The 19,817-nt window shown below is 60.3% G+C and carries 24 protein-coding genes; 12 read left to right on the forward strand and 12 right to left on the reverse strand.

Features of this window, described 5'->3' with window-relative positions; translation table 11 throughout:
• Positions 1-5 precede the first annotated feature (5 nt).
• A complete protein-coding gene (locus MKS85_RS05055) occupies positions 6-725 on the forward strand; it encodes a DUF4198 domain-containing protein (protein ID WP_188250971.1) in 720 nt (239 codons plus the stop codon).
• Positions 726-920: 195 nt separating this feature from the next.
• Here MKS85_RS05055 and hisC read toward each other — a convergent pair whose 3' ends face one another.
• The 10 genes from hisC to MKS85_RS05105 form a co-directional block, all read right to left on the reverse strand.
• Positions 921-1,973 carry a histidinol-phosphate transaminase gene (gene hisC / locus MKS85_RS05060; protein ID WP_188250972.1) on the reverse strand — a complete coding sequence of 351 codons (1,053 nt, stop codon included), beginning with the start codon at positions 1,971-1,973 and terminating at the stop codon, positions 921-923.
• Positions 1,970-3,313 (reverse strand): histidinol dehydrogenase, encoded by a 1,344-nt coding sequence (gene hisD / locus MKS85_RS05065; RefSeq protein WP_188250973.1) that lies wholly within the window; start codon positions 3,311-3,313, stop codon positions 1,970-1,972. Before hisD ends, hisC begins: the two co-directional genes overlap by 4 nt.
• A gap of 123 nt (positions 3,314-3,436) precedes the next feature.
• Positions 3,437-4,072: an ATP phosphoribosyltransferase gene (gene hisG, locus MKS85_RS05070; RefSeq protein WP_047228656.1), complete on the reverse strand. Its 636-nt coding sequence runs from the start codon at positions 4,070-4,072 to the stop codon at positions 3,437-3,439.
• A gap of 129 nt (positions 4,073-4,201) precedes the next feature.
• Positions 4,202-5,467: a UDP-N-acetylglucosamine 1-carboxyvinyltransferase gene (gene murA, locus MKS85_RS05075; RefSeq protein WP_092394064.1), complete on the reverse strand. Its 1,266-nt coding sequence runs from the start codon at positions 5,465-5,467 to the stop codon at positions 4,202-4,204.
• A 22-nt stretch (positions 5,468-5,489) separates the two neighbouring features.
• Entirely contained in the window at positions 5,490-5,729 is a 240-nt protein-coding gene (locus MKS85_RS05080) for a BolA family protein (RefSeq protein ID WP_047228657.1), read from the reverse strand.
• Positions 5,730-5,843: 114 nt separating this feature from the next.
• Positions 5,844-6,161 carry a lipid asymmetry maintenance protein MlaB gene (locus MKS85_RS05085; RefSeq protein ID WP_188250974.1) on the reverse strand — a complete coding sequence of 106 codons (318 nt, stop codon included), beginning with the start codon at positions 6,159-6,161 and terminating at the stop codon, positions 5,844-5,846.
• Complete coding sequence (locus tag MKS85_RS05090) at positions 6,158-6,811, reverse strand: phospholipid-binding protein MlaC (protein WP_047228659.1); 654 nt, start codon at positions 6,809-6,811, stop codon at positions 6,158-6,160. Before MKS85_RS05090 ends, MKS85_RS05085 begins: the two co-directional genes overlap by 4 nt.
• A gap of 11 nt (positions 6,812-6,822) precedes the next feature.
• On the reverse strand, positions 6,823-7,290 hold the full coding sequence (mlaD, locus tag MKS85_RS05095; RefSeq protein ID WP_047228660.1) for an outer membrane lipid asymmetry maintenance protein MlaD: 468 nt from the start codon (positions 7,288-7,290) through the stop codon (positions 6,823-6,825).
• Positions 7,290-8,087, reverse strand: coding sequence for a lipid asymmetry maintenance ABC transporter permease subunit MlaE (gene mlaE, locus MKS85_RS05100; protein WP_047228661.1), 798 nt, complete (start codon positions 8,085-8,087; stop codon positions 7,290-7,292). The genes mlaD and mlaE overlap by 1 nt, the downstream gene beginning before the upstream one ends.
• Positions 8,087-8,896 carry an ATP-binding cassette domain-containing protein gene (locus MKS85_RS05105; RefSeq protein WP_047228662.1) on the reverse strand — a complete coding sequence of 270 codons (810 nt, stop codon included), beginning with the start codon at positions 8,894-8,896 and terminating at the stop codon, positions 8,087-8,089. Before MKS85_RS05105 ends, mlaE begins: the two co-directional genes overlap by 1 nt.
• A gap of 275 nt (positions 8,897-9,171) precedes the next feature.
• On the opposite strand from MKS85_RS05105, the gene MKS85_RS05110 reads away from it, so the two are divergent.
• From MKS85_RS05110 to MKS85_RS05155, 10 genes are all read left to right on the forward strand, one after another.
• The gene (locus MKS85_RS05110) at positions 9,172-10,146 is read left to right on the forward strand and encodes a KpsF/GutQ family sugar-phosphate isomerase (protein ID WP_047228663.1); all 975 of its coding nucleotides are present in this window, start codon (positions 9,172-9,174) and stop codon (positions 10,144-10,146) included.
• Positions 10,147-10,671, forward strand: a complete 525-nt coding sequence (locus tag MKS85_RS05115) for an HAD family hydrolase (RefSeq protein WP_047228664.1) — start codon at positions 10,147-10,149, stop codon at positions 10,669-10,671.
• Between the two features lie 7 nt (positions 10,672-10,678).
• Positions 10,679-11,251: an LPS export ABC transporter periplasmic protein LptC gene (gene lptC, locus MKS85_RS05120; RefSeq protein ID WP_047228665.1), complete on the forward strand. Its 573-nt coding sequence runs from the start codon at positions 10,679-10,681 to the stop codon at positions 11,249-11,251.
• Complete coding sequence (gene lptA, locus MKS85_RS05125) at positions 11,238-11,786, forward strand: lipopolysaccharide transport periplasmic protein LptA (RefSeq protein WP_047228666.1); 549 nt, start codon at positions 11,238-11,240, stop codon at positions 11,784-11,786. The genes lptC and lptA overlap by 14 nt, the downstream gene beginning before the upstream one ends.
• On the forward strand, positions 11,786-12,511 hold the full coding sequence (gene lptB / locus MKS85_RS05130; protein ID WP_047228667.1) for an LPS export ABC transporter ATP-binding protein: 726 nt from the start codon (positions 11,786-11,788) through the stop codon (positions 12,509-12,511). Before lptA ends, lptB begins: the two co-directional genes overlap by 1 nt.
• A 163-nt stretch (positions 12,512-12,674) precedes the next feature.
• Positions 12,675-14,168: an RNA polymerase factor sigma-54 gene (locus MKS85_RS05135; protein ID WP_047228668.1), complete on the forward strand. Its 1,494-nt coding sequence runs from the start codon at positions 12,675-12,677 to the stop codon at positions 14,166-14,168.
• Positions 14,169-14,244: 76 nt separating this feature from the next.
• The gene (gene hpf / locus MKS85_RS05140) at positions 14,245-14,553 is read left to right on the forward strand and encodes a ribosome hibernation-promoting factor, HPF/YfiA family (RefSeq protein ID WP_047228669.1); all 309 of its coding nucleotides are present in this window, start codon (positions 14,245-14,247) and stop codon (positions 14,551-14,553) included.
• A 12-nt stretch (positions 14,554-14,565) separates the two neighbouring features.
• Entirely contained in the window at positions 14,566-15,030 is a 465-nt protein-coding gene (gene ptsN, locus MKS85_RS05145; protein ID WP_047228670.1) for a PTS IIA-like nitrogen regulatory protein PtsN, read from the forward strand.
• A 2-nt stretch (positions 15,031-15,032) separates the two neighbouring features.
• Entirely contained in the window at positions 15,033-15,890 is an 858-nt protein-coding gene (gene rapZ, locus MKS85_RS05150) for an RNase adapter RapZ (protein WP_047228671.1), read from the forward strand.
• A 15-nt stretch (positions 15,891-15,905) separates the two neighbouring features.
• A complete protein-coding gene (locus tag MKS85_RS05155) occupies positions 15,906-16,178 on the forward strand; it encodes an HPr family phosphocarrier protein (protein WP_047228672.1) in 273 nt (90 codons plus the stop codon).
• 122 nt (positions 16,179-16,300) lie between these two features.
• Here MKS85_RS05155 and pmbA read toward each other — a convergent pair whose 3' ends face one another.
• Positions 16,301-17,647 carry a metalloprotease PmbA gene (pmbA, locus tag MKS85_RS05160; RefSeq protein WP_047228673.1) on the reverse strand — a complete coding sequence of 449 codons (1,347 nt, stop codon included), beginning with the start codon at positions 17,645-17,647 and terminating at the stop codon, positions 16,301-16,303.
• A 152-nt stretch (positions 17,648-17,799) separates the two neighbouring features.
• Between pmbA and yjgA the strand changes: the two genes are divergently transcribed.
• Positions 17,800-18,324, forward strand: a complete 525-nt coding sequence (gene yjgA, locus MKS85_RS05165; protein WP_003197830.1) for a ribosome biogenesis factor YjgA — start codon at positions 17,800-17,802, stop codon at positions 18,322-18,324.
• Positions 18,325-18,369: 45 nt separating this feature from the next.
• Here yjgA and tldD read toward each other — a convergent pair whose 3' ends face one another.
• On the reverse strand, positions 18,370-19,812 hold the full coding sequence (gene tldD / locus MKS85_RS05170; RefSeq protein WP_047228674.1) for a metalloprotease TldD: 1,443 nt from the start codon (positions 19,810-19,812) through the stop codon (positions 18,370-18,372).
• Positions 19,813-19,817 lie beyond the last annotated feature (5 nt).

The following is a 19,817-nucleotide window of genomic DNA, read 5'->3' on the forward strand; positions in this document are numbered from 1 at the left end:
AATCAATGAAATACCCCAAGACCTTCGCCCTTCTTAGCCTGTTCCTGGCCACCCAAGCCTCGGCCCATGGCCTGTGGACCGAACAACGGCGCGGCAACATCGAAGTGATCTACGGCCACGGCGCCGAGGACAATGCCTTCAAGGCGCAGAAAATCAGCGGTGCGTGGGCCTATGACCTGGGCGGCAAGATGATCCCGGTCACCGTCGAACGCTTGCCCGACCATGCTCGCTTGCAACCCCTCAAGCCACCGGCCGTGATGGCCGTGGAACTGGACAATGGCATGTGGTCCCAGACCGCTGACAAAAAATGGATCAACGAAGGCCGCAGCAAGGTGCCCGGGGCGATTGAATCGACCCACACCTTCAAGTACAGCCTGGCGATCTACGAGCCGGGAGCGAAGTTGCCGAAACTTGATCAGGTCAAGTTCCTGATCCTGCCGGAAGTCGACCCGCTGACCGTAGGCCCGGGCCAGTCACTGCCGGTACGGGTGCTGCTGGACGGGAAACCGGCCGCCGGGGTGAAGCTGGTGGGTGATTACCGCAGCGCACCGGACACCGTATCAGCAGAAACCGACGCCGAAGGCCGGGCCAAGGTGCTGGTGCGTAACGAGGGGTTGAATGTGATCGCCGCGCAGATGGAAATTGCGCTCAAGGACAACAAGGACGTGGCCACGCGTGGGGTGTTCACCTCGCTGACCTTCCTGGGTGAAGAGCATCACGAGTAAGGCCCAACAACTGTGGGAGCGAGTCTGCTCGCGATGGCGGTGGATCAGCCAGATGGATGTTGACTGACACTACGCCATCGCGAGCAGGCTCGCTCCCACAGGGTGCCTCTGCTGGTTACAAAATTTGTATTCGCAACGACTCTACTGTGGGAACGAGCCTGCTCGCGATAAGGCCATCAGCCCCCTTCCTTAACTTTAGAGTTCACCCAGGGCTTCGATCAGCGCCTGGTTCTGCTCCGGCGTGCCGATGCTGATCCGCAGGAATTGGGCAATCCGCTCCTGCTTGAAGTGCCGCACGATCACGCCTTGTTCGCGCAATTTCGCCGCCAGCCCTGCCGCATCGTGCCGGGGGTGACGGGCGAAGATGAAGTTGGCCGCCGAAGGCAACACGTCAAAGCCCTTGGCCTGCAACTGCGCCACCACCCATTCACGGTGCTCGATGACCAACCGGCAGGTCTGCTCGAAATACTCCCGATCGTCGAACGCCGCCGCGCCCCCGACATTCGCCAGGCGATCCAGCGGGTAGGAGTTGAAGCTGTTCTTGATCCGCTCCAGCGCTTCGATCAGGTCCGGATGGCCCACCGCCAGGCCCACCCGCAATCCTGCCAATGAGCGGGACTTGGACAGGGTCTGGGTGACCAGCAGGTTCGGATAGCGGTCCACCAGACTGATGGCGGTCTCGCCGCCGAAGTCGATATAGGCCTCGTCGACCACCACCACCGAGTCCGGGCTGGCCTTGAGGATCTGCTCGACCGCATCCAGGGCCAGCAGGCAGCCGGTGGGAGCGTTCGGGTTGGGGAAGATGATCCCGCCGTTTGGTTTGGCATAGTCCGCCGGGTCGATCTGGAACTGCGCGTCCAGCGGCACCGCGTCGAACTGGATGCCGTACAGCCCGCAATACACCGGATAAAAGCTGTAACTGATGTCCGGGAACAACAGCGGCTGATCGTGCTGCAGCAGCCCGTGGAAAATGTGCGCCAGCACTTCGTCCGAACCGTTGCCCAGGAACACCTGGTTGCTCTGCACGCCGTAATAGCGGGCCACGGCATTTTTCAGCAGGTCGCTGTTGGGGTCCGGGTACAGGCGCAGGTTGTCGTTCAGCTCGGTTTGCATCGCCGCCAGGGCCTTGGGCGATGGACCGTAGGGGTTCTCGTTGGTGTTGAGCTTGACCAGGCGGGTCAGCTTCGGCTGTTCGCCCGGCACGTAAGGCACCAGGTTCTTGACGAACGGGCTCCAGAATTTACTCATTTCAGTTTCCCCTGCCCTTCAATGGAGCGCTCATCAAGGATGCGGTATTCGGCACTGCGGGCGTGGGCGCTCAGCGACTCGCCACGGGCCAGCACCGAAGCGGTCTTGCCCAGTTCGGACGCACCTTGCTCGGAGCAGAAGATGATCGACGAACGTTTCTGGAAGTCATACACCCCCAGCGGCGACGAGAAACGCGCCGTACCGGAAGTCGGCAAGACGTGGTTGGGACCTGCGCAATAGTCACCCAGGGCTTCGCTGGTGTGGCGGCCCATGAAGATCGCACCGGCGTGACGGATCTGCGGCAGCCAGGCCTGCGGGTCAGCGACCGACAACTCCAGGTGCTCCGGCGCGATGCGGTTGGCGACCTCGATGGCCTGTTCCATGCTCTCGACCTTGATCAGCGCGCCACGGCCGTTGATCGAGGTGTTGATGATCTCGGCGCGGTCCATGGTCGGCAGCAGCTTGTCGATGCTGGCAGCCACTTTGTCGAGGAACTCGGCGTCCGGGCTGACCAGGATCGCCTGGGCATCTTCGTCGTGCTCGGCCTGGGAAAACAGGTCCATGGCGATCCAGTCCGGGTCGGTCTGGCCGTCGCACACCACCAGGATCTCCGACGGGCCGGCGATCATATCGATACCGACCTGACCGAACACGTGGCGTTTGGCGGTGGCGACATAGATGTTGCCAGGCCCCACCACCTTGTCGACCCGCGGCACGCTCTCGGTGCCATAGGCCAGCGCAGCCACGGCCTGGGCGCCACCGATGGTGAACACCCGGTCCACCCCGGCGATGCAGGCAGCGGCCAGCACCAGTTCATTGATTTCGCCGCGCGGGGTCGGCACCACCATGACCACTTCGGTCACGCCGGCGACCTTGGCTGGGATCGCGTTCATCAACACCGAGGATGGATACGACGCCTTGCCACCCGGCACGTACAGACCGGCGCGGTCCAGCGGCGTGACCTTTTGGCCCAGCACCGTGCCGTCGGCTTCGGTGTAGCTCCAGGAGTCCTGCTTCTGCCTCTCGTGATAGTCGCGCACCCGCGATGCGGCTTTTTCCAGGGCTTCGCGCTGCGGCACCGTGATCCGGGTCAGGGCCAGTTCCAGGCGCTCGCGCGGCAGAATCAGATCAGCCATGGACGCCACTTGCAGGCCATCGAATTTCTGGGTGAATTCCACCAAAGCTGCATCGCCACGCTCGCGCACAGCCTTGATGATGTCCAGCACCCGCTGATTGACCGAGTCGTCAGACACACTTTCCCAGCTCAGCAGATGATCCAGATGATGTGCGAAATCCGGGTCGGCAGCGTTGAGTCGGCGAATCGAAGTGGGAGCGGTCATAGCGAGGGCCTCATTAATGGCAAATGCTCAGGCGCCCTAAGCTACCAGTCCATTCGCGTGGGCACCTGAGAAAATTGGCTATGACACGGATAGACGGGCGCGACTCAAGGTCGCGCAGGTGAGTCAGCCGCGGTGTCGCGATTCCACTGCCTTGCGCAGGGTATCGATCAGAGCCTGGATACGGGCGTGCTGCATTTTCATCGAAGCCTTGTTGACGATCAGCCGGGAGGTGATGTCGGCAATGAAATCCTGGGGCTCCAGGCCATTGGCCCGCAGGGTGTTGCCGGTGTCGACCACATCGATGATCTTGTCCGCCAGGCCGATCAGCGGCGCCAGCTCCATCGAACCGTACAACTTGATGATATCGACCTGACGGCCCTGCTCGGCGTAATAACGCTTGGCAATGTTGACGAACTTGGTCGCCACCCGCAAACGGCCCTTGGGCTCTGGCGCGCCGACTTTGCCGGCGGTCATCAGCTTGCAGCGGGCGATCCGCAGGTCCAGGGGCTCGTACAGGCCCTGGCCGCCGTATTCCATCAACACGTCCTTACCGGCGACGCCCAGGTCGGCGGCGCCATGTTCAACGTAAGTCGGAACATCGGTGGCGCGCACGATCAGCAAGCGTACATCGGCTTGAGTCGTGGGGATGATCAGCTTGCGGCTCTTGTCCGGATTCTCGGTCGGCACGATGCCCGCTTCAGCCAGAAGCGGCAAGGTGTCATCAAGGATGCGGCCCTTGGACAGTGCAATGGTCAACATGGGAAACGTCAGTCCTTATCAAGGTACTCATGCCCGGTCGCAAGCGGCGCCGGACACACATCGAGGGTGTTACCACCCTCGACCTGAAACGAAATCAACAGGCGCGTCCCTGCGCCCATGCAGCCGGACCTAGCCCGGTACGCGACGGATCTTGGCGCCGAGCATCTGCAGTTTCTCTTCGATGCACTCGTAACCACGGTCGATGTGGTAGATACGGTCGATCAGGGTGTCGCCTTCGGCAACCAGGGCTGAAATCACCAGGCTGGCCGAAGCCCGCAGGTCGGTGGCCATCACTGGCGCGCCCTTGAGTTTCTCGGTACCGGTCACGATGGCGGTGTTGCCTTCGACCTGGATCTTGGCGCCCATGCGGTGCAGTTCGTAGACGTGCATGAAACGGTTTTCGAAGATCGTCTCGATCACCGCACCGGTGCCTTCGGCAATGGCGTTGAGGGAGATGAACTGCGCCTGCATGTCGGTCGGGAACGCCGGGTACGGTGCGGTCCGCACGTTGACGGCTTTAGGCCGCTTGCCGTGCATGTTCACTTCGATCCAGTCTTCGCCGCAGGTGACTTCGGCACCGGCTTCCTTGAGTTTCTCCAGGACGGCTTCAAGAATGGTCGGATCGGTGTCTTTGACCTTGACGCGGCCACCGGTGACAGCAGCAGCCACCAGGTAGGTGCCGGTTTCGATCCGGTCCGGCATCACTTTGTAAGTGGCCGAATGCAGGCGCTCAACACCATCGATGGTGATGGTATCGGTGCCGGCGCCGCTGATCTTGGCGCCCATGGCGATCAGGAAGTTGGCGAGGTCCACCACTTCAGGCTCACGGGCGGCGTTTTGCAAAACGCTGCGGCCGCGGGCCAGTGCGGCCGCCATCATGATGTTCTCGGTACCGGTCACACTGACGGTATCGAAGAAGAAGTGAGCGCCACGCAGGCCGCCTTCAGGCGCCTTGGCCTTGATGTAGCCACCCTCGACGTCGATCACCGCACCCATGGCTTCCAGGCCGCGGATATGCAGGTCCACCGGACGCGAGCCGATGGCGCAACCACCCGGCAAGGCAACTTCGGCTTCACCGAAACGGGCGACCATCGGTCCCAGTACCAGGATCGACGCACGCATGGTCTTCACCAGTTCGTACGGGGCGATCAGGGTCTTGATGGTGCGCGGGTCGATCTCGACGCTGAGCTTTTCGTCGATCACCGGTTCAATGCCCATGCGACCGAACAGCTCGATCATGGTGGTGATGTCGTGCAGGTGCGGCAGGTTCGCCACGGTCACCGGGCCATCGCACAGCAACGTCGCGGCCAGGATCGGCAGGGCGGAGTTCTTTGCCCCGGAAATGCGGATTTCGCCATCAAGACGAACGCCGCCGGTAATAATCAGTTTATCCATAAGAATCTCGACGCCCTTGGGCTCAGGTGCGCTCGGCCCAGGCCGCGCGGCTGAAAAATTTCATAGTGACCGCATGGATGCTGCCATCGGCGATCCACGGGTTCAAATGGGCATAGATCTGCTGCTGACGCTTCACCGGGCTCAACGCCGCCAGTTCATCGCTGATCACGTTCAGCTGAAAGTTGCAGCCTTCGCCCTCAACTTCAATGACAGTTTCGGGCAGCTTTCCTTCAAGGAAGCTCTTCACTTCTACGGCCTGCATGCTCAACCTCTATCGGCGCCCTGTGCGCACGGGTCGCACATCATACAAAAAAGCCCCGCGCCTGCGAACCCCGCGAAGCAGGACTCTGACGGGGGGCTTTTTCAGGGATGTGGGTCAGGAGTGCACCAACAGCTCGGTCAGTTCGCTGACCTGGGCTATTTCGCGCATGTCTTCGGGCATCCCACGGATGCTCCAGGTTTTTCCGGCAGCTTTGGCGTCACGCATGAAGCACAGCAGCAGGGACAGGCCGACACTGCTGGACTTCTGCACCGCCGAGCAGTCAATGACCAGCTCTGCGGCGCCGGCAGAGCCGATCAGCGCCTGGCCCTGCTTGCGCAAGACCGGGCCAGTGCGATAGTCCAGCACGCCACTGAGCAACAGCTCGCCAGATTCGCCCAAACGAACGGCCGACTCACTCGCCACCTCACTCATTGCGCCTGCTTCTCTTGAGCATCCTGGGCAACTTCCTTGGCCTTGGCCACTTCACCGGCCCAACCGTCGATGGTTTTGTCCAGATCATTGCCGTTTTGCTGCATCGCATCAGCGAACTGATCGCGGAACAGCTTGCCGATGTTGATGCCATTGATGATCACGTTACGCACCTTCCACTCGCCGTTGATTTTCTCGAGCGTGTAGGACACAGGGTAGATCGCGCCGTTATTGCCCTTGACCTGCATATCGACGCTGGTGCGGTTGCCGCTTTCGTCCTTGGCCGGCGAAACGGTGATGCCCTGGTTGTTATATTCGAGCAAGGCGTTGCCGTAGAACTGCATCAGGCTGCGCTTGAAGTTTTCCTGGAAGCGCGTCATCTGCGCCGGGGTCGCCTTGCGCGAGTACTTGACGGTCATGATGCTTCGGGAAATACCGTCGGCATCCACCACGGGGCCGACGATGCCGTTCAGCGCGTCGTAGAACGCCCCCGGATCCTGCTTGTATTTCTCTTTGTTGGCGGCCAGGTCTGCCAGCAACCGGGTGGTAGTGTCCTGGATGATTTCATGGGCCGAAGGCGCGGCCACGGCGTTGGCCATCAGCGGCAGCGCCGCGAGCAGCACCAACAGGCTACGTCGCAAGATAGAGATCATTCAAAAGCTCCTCATTTGGCGTCTTTGCTAACGGTATTGAGCAGGAATTTACCGATCAGGTCCTCAAGTACCAGCGACGACTGCGTATCGTGGATGGTCCCGCCATCCTTGAGCAAAGCTTCTTCACCGCCAACGCTGATACCGATGTATTTCTCGCCCAGCAGCCCGGCAGTGAGGATCGATGCAGTGGAGTCAGTCGGCAGGTTATCCACGCGCTTTTCCAGCTGCAGCGTCACCCGACCGGTGAAACTGTCGCGGTCCAGATCGATTGCCGTGACCTTGCCGATGGTTACACCAGCCATGGTCACTTTGGCTCTGACCGTCAAACCGGCGATATTGTCAAAATAAGCATAAAGTTTATAAGTGTCGGTGCTTGCGGTCGGCGCCAGGCCACTGACCCGCAGGGCCAACAACAGCAAAGCCAGGATGCCAGCCAGCAAGAAAAGGCCGACACCGATTTCCAGGGTGCGGTTTTGCATCAGAAATCTCCAAACATCAAGGCGGTCAGAATAAAGTCAAGGCCCAGGACCGCCAGCGAGGCGTACACCACGGTCTTGGTTGTGGCACGGCTGATCCCCTCTGACGTGGGCTCACAGTCATAGCCTTGAAACACGGCGATCCAGGTCACCACGAAAGCGAATACGGCACTTTTGATAACGCCGTTGAGCACGTCGTCGAGAAAATCGACACTGTTCTGCATGTTGGACCAGTAGGAACCTTCATAGACCCCCAGCCAGTCTACAGCCACCCACGAGCCGCCCCAGATCCCCACGACGCTGAAAATGATCGCCAGCACCGGCAGGGAAATGAAACCGGCCCACAAACGCGGGGCAATGATGTACTTGAGCGGGTCGACACCGATCATTTCCAGACTGGACAACTGTTCGGTGGACTTCATGTTACCGATTTCGGCCGTCAGCGCCGAACCGGCACGCCCGGCAAACAGCAGCGCGGTCACCACAGGTCCCAGCTCACGCAACAATGTCAGCGCGACCATCTGTCCAACCGCCTGCTCCGAACCGTAGCTGGACAAGATGTTGAACCCCTGCAGCGCCAGGACCATACCGATGAAGATCCCGGAGACCACGATGATCACCAGGGACATCACGCCCACCGAGTGCAGTTGCTTCACCAGCAGCCCAAACCCGCCACCCGTCGTGTTGCGCCCCAGCAGGGCATGCATCAGAAACAGCGAGGAACGGCCCAGCACTGCCACCACATCGATGCCGGAACGACCAAACAGGCGAACTCTTTCTATCAGTGATTTCTTGCGCATCAGCGCTTCCCCAGCAGATCGGTGCGGTAATCCGTGGCCGGAAAATGGAACGCCACAGGCCCGTCCGGATCACCCTTCATGAATTGACGAATGCGCGGGCTGTCCGAGGCCTTCAATTCCTGGGGCGTACCCTGCCCCAGCACCTGGCCATCGCCGATCACGTAGATGTAGTCCGCAATGCTCGCGGTTTCGGCCAGGTCGTGGGACACCACAATACTGGTAATACCCAGCGCATCGTTGAGCAGACGGATCAGGCGCACCAGCACGCCCATGGCGATCGGGTCCTGGCCGACGAAGGGTTCGTCATACATGAGGATCTTCGGATCAAGGGCAATCGCCCGGGCCAGGGCGACGCGGCGCTTCATGCCACCGGACAGTTCGTCCGGCATCAAGTCCAGGGCACCCCGCAGCCCGACCGCCTGCAATTTGAGCAGGACGATGTCGCGAATCATCTCTTCCGGCAGGTCGGTATGGACCCGCAAGGGGAACGCCACATTCTCGAACACGTCGAGATCGGTGAACAGGGCGCCGCTCTGGAACAGCACGCCCATGTGCTTGCGCGCATCGAACAGATCGCTGCGCGACAGCTTTGGAAGATTCTGCCCATTGACCCAGACTTCGCCGGCACTGGGGCGCAACTGTGCACCCATCAGCCGCAACAGCGTGGTCTTGCCGCACCCGGAAGGCCCCATGATGCCGGTGACCTTGCCACGGGGAATGCGGATATCGATGTCATTGAAAATGCTGCGCGCCCCTCGCTTGAAGGACAATCCCTTCAGCTCGACCGCGTAGGCGTTGTCGGCACTCATCTAAACTCCTTGCGATGCAGCCTCACATCCGAATGCCCTGGCCAACCGACAAACGCCGGACTGCCGGGCACCCGAACCGGCGGCGAACTATATCACTGCAACACCCAAGCGCCCAAGGCCCAAGCCCGCGCCCGTTCAGTCCGGATACCGCTAAAAGAAGAGACTTTGTATCAAGCCATGTGAATCGCTCGAACAAAGCATGACGAACTAACGTGAGGGAATTGTTCATTGCCGCTATAATCGCCGCCTTTTCATCGAGCCATGCGATCTCTGACATGAACCAAACCAGCGACCTGATTCAATCGGCACAACGTACCATCCGCCTCGAGCTCGAAGCCGTACAAGGCTTGCTGCCCCATATCGACGCTGATTTCGTACGTGCCTGCGAGATGATTCTGGCCAGCAAGGGTCGGGTGGTCGTGGTCGGCATGGGAAAATCCGGACACATCGGCAACAAGATCGCCGCCACCCTGGCCAGCACCGGCACTCCGGCATTTTTTGTCCATCCGGCCGAAGCCAGCCACGGTGACATGGGCATGATCACCCGGGAAGACATCATCCTGGCCCTGTCCAACTCTGGCTCGACCAATGAGATCATCACCCTGCTGCCGCTGATCAAGCGCCTGGGGATCCAACTGATCAGTGTCACTGGCAATCCGGATTCGCCCCTGGCCAAAGCCGCCGAGGTCAATCTCAATGTTCATGTCGAGCACGAAGCCTGCCCGTTGAACCTGGCGCCGACCTCTTCCACCACCGCCACCCTGGTCATGGGTGACGCCCTGGCCGTGGCGCTGCTGGAAGCCAGGGGGTTTACCGCTGAAGACTTCGCGTTCTCCCACCCCGGTGGCGCCCTGGGCCGTCGCCTGCTGTTGAAAGTGGAAAACGTGATGCACGCAGGTCAGGAGCTGCCACAGGTACCACGCGGCACGCTGCTCAAGGATGCACTCATGGAAATGACCCGCAAGGGTCTGGGCATGACGGTCATTCTCGAAACTGACGGCAAACTCGCCGGGATCTTCACCGACGGCGACCTGCGTCGCACACTGGACCACTCGATCGACATTCACAGTGCGACCATCGAGCAGGTCATGACCCCCCACGGCAAAACGGCCCGCGCCGAGATGCTCGCCGCCGAGGCCTTGAAAATCATGGAAGACCATAAGATCAGCGCCCTGGTGGTGGTCGACGACGAAGACCGCCCGGTGGGCGCCCTGAACATGCACGACTTGCTGCGTGCGGGAGTCATGTAAATGAACACAGACCTGCTGCAACGTGGCAAAGCGATCAAACTGGCCGTGTTCGACGTGGACGGCGTCCTGACCGACGGCCGCCTTTATTTCCTCGAAGACGGCAGCGAATTCAAGACCTTCAACACCCTCGACGGCCAAGGCATCAAGATGCTGATGGCCGCTGGCGTGCAGACCGCCATCATCAGTGGCCGCAAGACCCCGGTGGTCGAGCGGCGCGCGAAGAACCTCGGCATCCCCCACCTTTATCAGGGACGTGAAGATAAACTGGTGGTGCTGGACGAGCTTCTGGGGCAACTCAACCTAAGCTATGAACAGGTCGCCTACCTCGGTGACGACCTGCCGGACCTGCCGGTGATTCGTCGGGTCGGCCTGGGCATGGCGGTGGCAAACGCGGCCGGCTTCGTGCGCGAGCACGCCCACGGCATCACCACGGCGCGAGGCGGCGAAGGGGCCGCCCGTGAATTCTGTGAACTGATCCTTCGCGCCCAAGGCCGCCTCGAGGCGGCCAACGCCGCGTATCTGTGAGCCATTTATGCTAAGCAAGAAAATTCGCACCATCGTGGTGTTCGGCTGCATCGCAGCGATTTTCGCGGCGGTCGGGTATTGGAACATCAGCCCGGAACGCTTCCTCGACCGCCCTGCGGTCAAGGTCCAGGAAAATGATATCGACTGGTATGCGACCAACACGCATACCCTGCAATACCTGCCCGATGGCAAAGTGCAGTATGAAATGACGTCCGACAAAGTCGACCACGTCAAGGCCAGCGAAATCACACTGGTCACCAAGCCAGACCTGAATATGTTCAGGGGCACCGAGTTTCCGTGGCACGTGCAGAGCGAACGCGCCGAGGTCAATCCCGACGGCACCGAAGTGGAACTGATTGATTCGGTACGCATCGCCCGGACCGATGAGAAGAACCGTACGACCATCATTACCAGCAGTCGTATGACAGTCTTCCCGCAGCGAGAATATGCGCAGACCGAGCAACCCGTTAGAATCGACGGCGCCGGTGGTGTGTCGACCGGCACGGGAATGAAAGCGTATTTGAAGGAAAGCAGGATACACCTGCTATCGAACGTAAGAGGACAGTATGAAGCTCGCTAAAACCCTCCCTATTTTGCTCAGTCTGGGCGCAGCACTGGGAAGCGCGAGCGCCTGGGCCCTCCCCACCGACCGCGACCAGCCTATCCGCATCCAGGCCGACGACGCCCAACTGGACGACAAGAACGGTGTAGCCACCTATAAAGGTGACGTGATCATCACCCAGGGTTCGATGAAGGTCACCGGCAACACCGTGACCATCACCCGCACCCAGTCCGGCGACATCGACGTCGTCACCTCGGTGGGCAACCTGGCCTACTTCGAGCAGATGCAAACCGCGGGCGACACCAAGCCGGTTCAAGGCTACGGGGTAACCATTCAGTACCACGCCGCCAAAGACCGCGTGGTGCTGATCGATCGCGCCAAGGTCATCGACAAGGACGGCAACACCACCCAGGGCGAGAAAATCGTCTACGACACGAACAAAAAGCTGGCCAGCGCCGGTCGCGCCACTGGCAGCAAGGTCACCGAGCAGCGTCCACGGATCGACATGGTCATCCAGCCGAAAAAGAAAACCGACGAGCAGAAGGCCCAGTAATGGCAACTCTGAAAGCTCAGCACCTGGCCAAGAGCTACAAGAGCCGCCAAGTCGTGCGTGATGTCAGCCTGTCCATCGACAGCGGCCAGATCGTCGGCCTGCTCGGCCCCAACGGCGCGGGCAAGACCACCTGCTTCTACATGATCGTCGGCCTGGTTCAGGCCGATCAAGGCCGCGTCCTGATCGACGACCTGGACGTCAGCCACCAGCCGATGCATGGCCGGGCGAAGGCCGGTATCGGCTATCTGCCGCAAGAAGCGTCGATCTTCCGTAAACTGTCGGTTGCCGACAACATCATGGCGATCCTCGAGACCCGCAAGGAACTCGACAAAGCCGGTCGCCGCCAGGAACTGGAAAGCCTGCTGCAGGAATTCCACATCAGCCACATCCGCGACAACCTGGGCATGAGCCTGTCCGGTGGCGAACGGCGCCGCGTGGAAATCGCTCGCGCCCTGGCCACCGCACCGAAATTCATCCTGCTGGACGAACCATTCGCTGGCGTGGACCCGATTTCGGTCGGCGACATCAAGCAGATCATCCACCATCTCAAGGCCAAGGGCATCGGCGTATTGATCACCGACCACAACGTTCGCGAGACGCTGGATATCTGTGAAACCGCCTATATCGTCAATGATGGCCAGTTGATTGCCGAAGGCGACTCCGCGACCATCCTGGCCAATGAACTGGTCAAGGAAGTGTATTTGGGCCATGAGTTCCGCCTGTAAGCGAAAAGTGTCTGGTCAATCACCTCGGCGTCGCTAATTTTATTACGTGACGCCCTAGGCAAACACTTCAGTTTCAGGCATATAATTTGCTTAAGTTTGGCGCTTCGGCGCCCTGTAGTGGATGGCGCATGTGCGCCGGCGAATAAGGTGTTAAGCCCCAGCCATGAAACCATCGCTAGTCTTGAGAATGGGCCAGCAGCTGACGATGACACCGCAGCTGCAACAGGCCATCCGCCTGCTCCAATTGTCGACCCTGGACCTGCAACAGGAAATCCAGGAGGCCCTGGAGTCCAATCCGATGCTCGAACGCCAGGAAGAAGGCGACGACTTCGACAACACCGATCCGCTGGCCGATAACGTCGAGCAAAAGACCAACACCGAAATCCCGGAACCGTCCTATCAGGAAACCGCCCCGACGGTGGATAACCTTGAGGATGGCGAATGGAATGAACGCATCCCCAACGATCTGCCCGTGGATACTGCCTGGGAAGACGTCTACCAGACCAGCGCCAGCAGCCTGCCCAGCAGCGATGACGACGAGTGGGACTTCACTACCCGCACCTCCACCGGCGAAAGCCTGCAGAGCCACTTGCTGTGGCAACTGAACCTGGCGCCGATGTCCGATACCGATCGTCTGATTGCCGTGACGCTGATCGACTGCATCAACAATCAGGGCTACCTGGACGAGACGCTTGAAGAAATCCTCGAGGCCTTTGACCCCGAGCTGGACATTGAGCTGGACGAAATCGAAGCCGTCCTGCACCGCATCCAGCAGTTCGAACCCGCCGGCATCGGTGCTCGCAACCTGGGCGAGTGTCTGCTGTTGCAACTGCGTCAGTTACCCGCCAAGACGCCTTGGCTGGCCGAAGCCAAGCGACTGGTCACCGATTACATCGACTTGCTGGGCGGTCGCGACTACAGCCAGTTGATGCGTCGCATGAAGCTCAAGGAAGATGAACTGCGCCAGGTGATCGAGCTGGTCCAGAGCCTCAACCCGCGCCCAGGTTCACAGATCGAGTCCACCGAACCCGAATACGTGGTTCCCGACGTGATCGTGCGCAAGCACAACGACCGCTGGCTGGTGGAACTGAACCAGGAATCGGTGCCCAAGCTGCGGGTGAACGCCCAGTACGCCGGTTTCGTAAAGCGCGCGGACACCAGCGCCGACAACACCTTCATGCGCAACCAGTTGCAGGAAGCGCGCTGGTTCATCAAGAGCCTGCAAAGCCGCAACGAAACCCTGATGAAAGTAGCCACCCAGATCGTCGAGCATCAGCGCGGCTTCCTGGAGTACGGCGACGAAGCCATGAAGCCGTTGGTCCTGCACGACATTGCCGAGGCAGTGGGCATGCACGAGTCGACGATTTCGCGGGTGACCACCCAGAAATTCATGCATACCCCCCGGGGCATATATGAACTGAAATACTTTTTCTCCAGCCACGTCAGCACCTCCGAAGGCGGTGAATGCTCGTCCACAGCCATCCGCGCGATCATCAAAAAACTGGTGGCCGCGGAAAATCAGAAAAAGCCGTTGAGTGACAGCAAGATCGCTGGTTTACTGGAGGCACAAGGCATTCAGGTGGCCCGCCGTACCGTCGCCAAATACCGTGAATCCCTCGGGATCGCACCTTCGAGCGAACGCAAGCGGTTGATGTAACAGGCCACGCCACAGCGTTCCAGTGGCAGGCATTTCTGCCTGCCGCTTTATGCACTGGCAACGAAGGAGAAGCTGTATGCAAGTCAACATCAGTGGACACCAACTGGAAGTGACCGAACCTCTTCGCGAATACATCGGCGAAAAACTCGAACGATTGGAGAGGCATTTCGACAAGATCACCAACGTGCAAGTCACGATGAACGTCGAGAAGCTGCTGCAGAAAATCGAAGCCACGTTGCATATCCCCGGCGGAGAGGTGGTTGCCAATGCTGCGCATGAAGACATGTATGCCGCGATTGACCTGCTGACCGACAAGCTGGATCGCCAACTCAAAAAGCATAAGGAAAAGACCCAGAGCCTCCTCCAGGGCGCGACCGGTCGTTAACCCCCCTAATCCATGATCCGACTAGAATCCATCCTGACCCCCGGCCGTTCCCAGGTGAACGTGCCGGGTGGCAGTAAAAAGAAAGCCCTCGAACAAATTGCCAACCTGATCCACCGAGAGGTACCGGATCTGGAAATGCAGGATGTCTTCGAGGCCCTGTTTGCCCGTGAAAAACTGGGCTCCACCGGCTTTGGCAACGGTATCGCCATTCCCCATTGCCGCCTCAAGGCCTGTACAGCGCCGATCAGTGCGCTGCTGCACCTTGAAGCCCCCATAGATTTCGACGCCATCGACGGCGCACCGGTCGACCTGCTGTTTGTACTGCTGGTACCGGAAGCGGCGACCGATGCGCACCTTGAGCTGCTGCGCCAGATCGCCAGCATGCTGGACCGCAAGGAAGTGCGCGAGAAATTGCGCAGCGCGCCGAGCAACGAAGCCTTGTATCAGGTTGTCCTGGACGAGCAGAACGGTCATTAAACATGCGCATGATCATTGTCAGCGGACGCTCCGGCTCCGGTAAAAGCACGGCGCTTAACGTGCTTGAGGACAGCGGCTACTACTGCATCGACAACCTGCCGGCCGGCCTGCTGCCGGAACTGGCCGAGCGCGCCCTGATCCATACCGAACTGGCGCAACCGCTGGTGGCGGTCTCCATCGATGCACGTAATCTGCCGAGCCACCTGTCGCGGTTCCCGGAGCTGCTCGCGGAAGTGCGCAATCGGCACATCCAGTGCGATGTGCTGTATCTGGATGCCGATGAGGAGACGCTGCTCAAGCGTTTCTCCGAAACCCGTCGGCGTCATCCCCTGAGCAACGCAAGCCGCTCCCTGGCCGAAGCCATTCATGACGAGAGTCAGCTGCTGGGGCCGATCGCCGACTTGGCGGACCTGAAGGTCAATACCACCCACCTGAACCTGTATCAACTGCGCGACACCATCAAGTTGCGTCTGCTGAACCAGCCGGAACCGGGTACGGCATTTCTGGTGGAGTCGTTCGGTTTCAAGCGCGGAATGCCGGTAGACGCCGACCTGGTGTTCGATGTGCGCTGCCTGCCCAATCCTTATTGGAAACCGGAGCTGCGCGAACAATCGGGGCTCGACCAGCCGGTGATCGACTACCTGGCCGCCCAGCCGGATGTCGAGGAAATGTACCAGGACATCTCCAGCTACCTGCTCAAATGGCTGCCGCGCTTTGCCGCGAGCAACCGCGCCTACGTCACGATTGCCATTGGTTGTACCGGTGGTCATCACCGCTCCGTCTACCTGACCGAACGATTGGGTCAGCTCCTGCAACAGTCCCTGAAGAACGTCCAGGTTCGCCACCGCGACCTCAGCTAAAGGATTCACATCGCGATGCCCGCTCTGGAAATTGAAATCATCAACAAGCTGGGCTTGCATGCCCGCGCGTCAGCCAAGTTCGTCGGTGTGGCAGGTCAGTTTCCTTGCGAAATACTCGTGGGCCGTGACCCCGAGAAAATGATCAATGGCAAAAGCATCATGGCCATGATGATGCTGGCAGCCGGCCAAGGCACCAAAATCCATCTGCGAACCGAAGGTGAACAGGAGCAGGAGGCGCTGGATGCGTTGGTGGGGCTGATCAACAACTACTTCGATGAAGGCGAATAGCCTTAAGCTCTGAAGCAGATTCATTGTGGCGAGGGGATTTATCCCCTCGCCACAAGGTTCCTCTAAATATAAAAAGGCGCGTCATCCACTTGGATGACGCGCCTTTTTTACTGCGCTGAAGGTCAGCTACCCGCTACCGTCATTCGCTCGATCAACACCGAGCCGGTGCGGATGTTGCTGCGCAGTTCCAGGTCGTTACCCACCGCCAGGATCTGCTTGAACATATCGCGCATGTTACCGGCGATGGTGACTTCCTGGACGGCAAACTGAATCTCGCCGTTCTCGACCCAGAACCCCGCCGCGCCGCGAGAATAGTCCCCGGTGACCATGTTCAGGCCATGACCCATCAGTTCCGTCACCAGCAGGCCACGGCCCATGCGACGCAGCAAGGCTGCCTGGTCCTCTTCGCCATGGGTCACGAACAGGTTATGCACGCCACCGGCATTGGCGGTGCTGGGCATGCCGAGCTTGCGACCTGAATAGGTGCCGAGAATATAGGACACCAGTTCGCCATTCTCCACGAATGGCTTGGCGTAGGTGGCCAGGCCATCGCCGTCGAAGGCCGAGCTGCCCATGGCTTGCATCAGGTGCGGACGCTCATCGATGGTCATCCACTCCGGGAACAGTTTCTGGCCGAGTGCCCCTTCGAGAAACGATGATTTGCGATACAAATTGCCGCCGGAGACCGCCGACAAAAAGCTGCCAAACAACCCGCCGGCCAGTTCGGCGGCAAACAGCACCGGCACTTCACAGGTCGGCACCGGCCGCGCACCCAAGCGGCTGGCCGCCCGCTGCGCGGCTTTGCGGCCAATACTCACCGGGTCTGCCAGACGATTGCCCTGACGGTTCACGTCATACCAGTAGTCGCGCTGCATCTGGCCGTTGGCTTCGGCGATCATGACGCAACTGAGGCTGTGCCGGGTCGACGCATAACCACCGATAAAACCGTGGCTGTTACCGTATACACGGCAGCCCTGATGGGTATTGAGGGTCGTGCCGTCGGCGTTTTTGATTCGCGGGTCGGCGTCGAAAGCCGCCGCTTCACAGCGCAACGCCTGCTCGATGGCTTGTTCCGGGGTGATGTCCCAGGCGTGGAACAGGTCGAAGTCTCGCAGTTCCTTGCACATCAGCGCAGCATCGGCCAGGCCCGAAGCTTCGTCCTCGGAGGTGTGCTGGGCGATCGCCAGCGCAGCGGCAACGGTTTCGCGAATGGCGTCAGGACCACTGGCCGACGTGCTGGCCGAGCCCTTGCGCTGGCCGGCATACAACGTGATGCCAAACCCCTGGTCGCGATTGAATTCGACGGTCTCCACCTCGCGCTGGCGTACCGATGTCGACAAACCTTGTTCCAGAGAGACCGCCACCTCACACGCACTGGCGCCCTGTCGCTTGGCTTCGGCAAGGATCTGCTCGACTTGTTCCTGCAGTGCCGGCAATGCTTGCGGGCCGACGCTCTGAACTGCACTCATGGTGTATCTCCACTCAAATTCTGCTTTCGGTCAGGTTTGTACGAATAGTGCCTTCGCGACTTTGCGTACAAACCTGAGGCCTTCGTGCGACCGGGCCGGACAAGCGGCCCCCGACTGGTTATCATGGCGGCGTTTCTTTGCGGACTGCCACCATGGTTGATTCTTACGACGACTCCCTCTACGAGGGTGAAAAAAGCAAATCCCAGGTCAAACGCGAGCTGCATGCTCTGGTTGACCTCGGCGAGCGCCTGACAACACTCAAGCCTGACTTGCTGGCCAAACTGCCTCTGACCGACGCCTTGCGCCGGGCCCTGGCCGATGCGCCCAAGCACACCGCGAATATCGCGCGTAAACGGCACCTGCAATTCATCGGCAAACTGATGCGCGATCAGGACACTGACGCCATCCTGGTTCTGCTCGATCAACTCGATGCCTCTACCCGGCAGTACAACGAACGCTTCCATAACCTGGAACGCTGGCGCGATCGCCTGATCGCAGGCGATGACGGCGTACTGGAAAAATTCGTCATTGACTACCCGGAGGCTGACCGTCAGCAACTGCGCTCCCTGATCCGTCAGGCCCAGCACGAGTTGGCGCAAAACAAGCCACCGGCCTCGAGCCGTAAAATCTTCAAATACATTCGTGAGCTGGACGAAACTCAACGCGGCCTGCGCTGAGTAACGACCGCGGGTGGAGGCCTCGCACTCCACCCAGCGCTCCCATCATGCGCCCGTGCCACCCACGGTAATCGCATCAATCTTCAGGGTCGGCTGACCGACACCCACCGGTACTGACTGCCCATCCTTGCCGCACGTCCCCACGCCACTGTCCAGCGCCAGATCGTTACCGACCATCGACACCTTGCTCATCGCCTCCGGCCCGTTGCCGATCAGGGTCGCGCCCTTGACCGGCGCAGTGATCTTGCCGTCTTCGATCAGGTAAGCCTCACTGGTGGAAAACACGAATTTGCCGCTGGTGATATCCACCTGGCCGCCGCCGAGGTTGGCGCAGTAAATACCCTTTTTCACCGAAGCGATGATTTCCGCCGGATCGCTCTGACCGCCCAGCATGTAGGTGTTGGTCATGCGCGGCATCGGCAGATGCGCGTAAGACTCGCGGCGACCATTGCCGGTACGGGCCACGCCCATCAGGCGGGCGTTGAGCTTGTCTTGCATATAGCCCTTGAGCACGCCGTTCTCGATCAGGGTGGTGCATTCGGTCGGGGTGCCTTCATCGTCGACACTCAGGGAGCCGCGACGTCCGGCCAGGGTGCCATCATCGACGATGGTGCAGAGTTTCGAAGCAACCATTTCGCCCATGCGGCCGCTGTAGGCCGAACTGCCTTTACGGTTGAAGTCGCCTTCCAGACCGTGCCCCACCGCTTCGTGCAGCAGCACACCGGACCAGCCAGAACCCAGCACCACCGGCAATGTGCCGGCCGGCGCCGGGATCGCTTCAAGATTGACCAGGGCCTGGCGCAGCGCTTCGCGGGCGTAACCCATGGCGCGATCTTCGCTGAGGAAATAACGGTAATCGGTGCGTCCGCCGCCACCATGGCCGCCGCGCTCGCGACGACCGTTCTGCTCGACGATCACACTGACATTGAAACGCACCAGCGGCCGGACGTCCGCCGCCAGACCGCCGTCGGTGGACGCCACCAGGATTCGCTCCCAGACCCCGGCCATGCTCACCGATACTTGCTGGATGCGTGGATCAAGGGCGCGAGTGGCGACGTCGATGCGCTTGAGCAGCTCGACCTTTTCGGCGCGGCTCATGACTTCCAGCGGGTTGTCCGGCGCATACAACTGCGTCACGTCCTGGCTGCTGAAGGCCTGTACCTTGCCGTTCTGCCCGGCCCGGGAAATCGAACGAGCGGCACGGGCTGCGGCGCCCAGTGCTTCAAGGGTGATGGCGTTACTGTAGGCAAAGCCGGTTTTTTCCCCGGACTGGGCACGCACACCCACGCCCTGGTCAAGGTTGAAACTGCCCTCCTTGACGATGCCGTCTTCCAGCGACCAGGACTCGGAGATCATCCCTTGGAAATACAGGTCGGCTGCATCGATGCCCGGGCCGGCCAGGTCGCCCAGCACCCCTTGCAGGCTTTCGAGGGTGACGCCACCGGGGGCTAAAAGGTGTTCACTGACTGAGGATAACAACCCGCTCATATGTT

Origin of the sequence: Pseudomonas sp. JL2, from assembly GCF_031570495.1 — a bacterium.
GTDB lineage: Bacteria > Pseudomonadota > Gammaproteobacteria > Pseudomonadales > Pseudomonadaceae > Aquipseudomonas > Aquipseudomonas rhizophila.